This window comes from Agromyces sp. P1_H4 (assembly GCF_056405255.1).
Genome location: NZ_JBFUCL010000392.1, coordinates 1 through 3223, shown reverse-complemented (window position 1 = coordinate 3223; position 3223 = coordinate 1). Strand labels below are relative to the sequence as shown.

Genomic DNA, 3223 nt, shown 5'->3' with positions numbered 1-3223 from the left:
GGGGACCCGCGAGGTCCTGCGCCCTCCCCGCCGGCTCCCCCGCCGCGAGCGCGACCAGCCGCTCGGCCACCTCCCGGGCCGCCACCGGCTGCGACCGCATGCGCGGCACGAACACGACCGGGCCGACCTTGGCCGTGTCGAAGATCTGCCCCGCGAACTCGTGGAACTGCGTCGCGCGCAGGATGGTCCACGGCACGGGCCCGGCCGCGACGAGCTGCTCCTGCAGCACCTTGCCGGCGTAGTACCCGTGCGGGGCGTCGTCGACGCCGACGATCGAGAGTGCCACGTGATGGCGCACGCCCGCCGCCACCTCGGCGGCGAGCAGGGTGCGGGTGACCGCGCCGAAGAAGTCGCGGGACGCGGCATCCGACAGCGTCTGCACCGACGCGACGTCGATCACCGTCTCGACGCCGTCGAGCGCGCCGGCCAGCCCCGCCCCCGTCACGAGGTCGACGCCGGTCGAACGGGCCAGCACGACGGGCTCGTCGCCGCGCTCGCGCACGACGTCGACGACGTGACGGCCGACGGTTCCGGTTCCTCCTGCGACAGCGATCTTCATCGTGCGGTCTCCTCTTGGGTGGTCGGGCTGCGACGTTCGCTGCTCACATCCAATACGACCGGATGCCGCGGCGAGATGTGACATCCGACTGCGATCTCGTCACTCCGACGCCGCACCGCCGGTCATCGACAGCTGCACTGCTCGCTTCTGCGGATATACGATCCGGCGCGCCGCCGGTCGCGCCCGGAGGTCGACGCGCCGGATCATATATCCGCAGTTCGGAGCGCCAGGGCGAGGGCCGCGCGGAGCCGGGGTGACGAACGTCGGCGGCCGTGGCTACCGTGGACCCGTGGAGCCCCACCGTCTCGACCGTACGCAGGCACGTCGTGTCGCCGTGCGCGCCCAACTGCTCGTCGCCGACCGGCCGGCCGACCTGCTCGACACCGTGCGGCACCTCACGTTCCTCCAGGTCGACCCGACCGCCGCGATCGCGCCGAACGCCGACCTCGTCGCCTGGAGCCGGCTCGGCGGCGCCTACGCGCCGGCCGACCTCGTGCGTGCGCTCGAGGACGACCGCACGCTCATCGAGTTCAACGCGCTGATCCGGCCGATGGAGGACCTCGCCCTCTTCCGCGCCGACATGGAACGGTCGCCCGACTACCCCCGGTGGCACGAGTGGCTCGACGCCAACGAGTCGTTCCGTCGAGACGTGCTCGCCCGGCTGCGCGACGAAGGACCGCTGACCTCGCGGGAGATCCCCGACACGAGCGTGGTGCCGTGGACGTCGTCCGGCTGGACGGGCAACCGCAACGTCACGCAGATGCTCGAATTCCTGGCCGCCCGCGGCGAGATCGCGATCGTCGGGCGCCGCAAGCGCGAACGGATCTGGGATCTCGGCGAGCGCGCGCTTCCGGCCGACCTCGGCGCCGTGACCGCCGACGAGGCACGACGGCTCCGCGACGAGCGCCGCCTGCGCTCACTCGGCATCGCACGCGCGAAGTCGCYGGTGGTGCCGATGGAGCCGGCGGATGTCGGCGCCGCCGGCGAACCGGCCGTGGTCGAGGGGGTCGACGGCGAGTGGCGCGTCGACCCCGCGTTGCTGGGGCATCCGTTCGAGGGCCGAACGGCCCTGCTCTCGCCGTTTGACCGGCTCGTGCACAACCGCACCCGCGCCCTCGAGCTGTTCGACTTCGACTACGCCCTCGAGATGTACAAGCCCGCGGCCAAGCGCCGCTGGGGGTACTTCGCGCTGCCGATCCTGCATGGTGATCGCCTCGTCGGCAAGCTCGACGCGACGGCCGACCGCAAGGGCGGCGTGCTCATCGTGAACGCGATCCACGAGGACGAGCCGTTCACGACCGTCGTGCGGCGCGACGTTGACGATGAGATCGACGCGCTCGCGTCGTGGCTGGGACTCGAGGTGCGTCGCTGAGGCACCGCCCGCTCGCCGGTCCCTCGTCACGGAAGTCGGTCAGCCGCGCAGCAGCCCTCGCAGCGTCTGGATCGTGTCGGCGTCTTCTGGCCGCTTGTCGTCGCGGTAACGCTTAACCCGCGCGAACCGCAGCGCGATGCCGCCGGGATACCGCGTCGACCGCTGCACGCCGTCGATCGCGATCTCGACCACGATGGTCGGCGCGACCCACACGGTGTTGGCGGTGCGGCGCACCTCGATCTGCTGGAACGTCTCGGTCTGCCAGCGCAGCAGCTCGTCGGTGAGGCCCTTGAACGTCTTGCCGACCATCACGAAGTCGCCCGGCTCGCCGAACTCGCCGACCGGGTCGAGTGCGCCGAGGTGCAGGTTCGAGAGCCAGCCCTCGCGCCGGCCCGAACCCCACTCGCAGGCGAGCACCACCAGGTCGTAGGTGTGCACGGGCTTGACCTTGATCCAGCTCGATCCGCGGCGACCGGCGGCATACGGCGAGTCGATGGCCTTGACGACCACGCCCTCCTGGCCGGCGGCGAGCGCGTCGCGCGAGATGCGCTCGGCGACCTCGGGGTCGCTGGTCACCTCGCCGGGGATCCGGTGGTCCCCGGCGATGCGCTCGAGCTCGCCCATCCGCGTCGAGAGCGGCTCGTCGAGCAGGTCGCGGCCGTCGACGTGCAGCACATCGAAGAACCACGGATGCAGCAGCGTCTCGCGTGCGGTCTCGGCGCCGAAGCGCGACATCGTGTCCTGGAACGGCCGCGGACCGCCGTCTTCATCGAGGGCGAGCGTCTCACCGTCGAGGATGACGTCGCGCACCGGCATGCCACGGACCACCTCGACGACCTCGGGCAGCCGGTGGGTGATGTCGGCGAGGTTGCGGGTGAACACGCGCACCTCGTCGCCCGACCGATGCACCTGGATGCGCGCGCCGTCGAGCTTGTATTCGACGGATGCCTCGCCCGTGGTCTCGAGCGCCGCCGACGCCGTGGCAGCGGTCGCGGCGAGCATCGGGAGCACGGGGCGGCCCACGACGAGCCCCACCGCGTCGAGCACCTCGGGCGGCTCGGTGAGCGCGGTGCGCGCCGTCTCGCCAAGGTCGCCCGAGAGCATGGCCGCGCGGCGCACCACGTCGCCGGGGCGATCGGCGGCGCGCGCGACGGCGTCGGTGAGCACACCCTCGAGGGCGCCGGTGCGCATGTCGCCGAGCAGCACCCGGCCGAGGAAGCCCTGTTCCCGCTCGGTCGCACGGGCGGTGAGCTCTCGCAACGCCCGCGCGCGCTCGGCGGTCGACCCAGCTC

3 protein-coding genes are annotated in these 3223 nt (G+C 72.3%); 1 reads left to right on the top strand and 2 read right to left on the bottom strand.

Annotated features, from left to right (window positions below; translation table 11 throughout):
- The coding region (locus AC1DY2_RS17715) for an SDR family oxidoreductase (RefSeq protein WP_476763604.1) at window positions 1–559 on the bottom strand (559 nt) is incomplete at its 3' end.
- Window positions 560–848: 289 nt separating this feature from the next.
- On the opposite strand from AC1DY2_RS17715, the gene AC1DY2_RS17710 reads away from it, so the two are divergent.
- Entirely contained in the window at window positions 849–1931 is a 1083-nt protein-coding gene (locus tag AC1DY2_RS17710) for a DNA glycosylase AlkZ-like family protein (RefSeq protein WP_476763603.1), read from the top strand.
- A gap of 39 nt (window positions 1932–1970) precedes the next feature.
- Here AC1DY2_RS17710 and AC1DY2_RS17705 read toward each other — a convergent pair.
- Window positions 1971–3223, bottom strand: a 1253-nt coding sequence (locus AC1DY2_RS17705; protein ID WP_476763602.1) for an ATP-dependent DNA ligase, incomplete at its 5' end; no start/stop codon positions are given.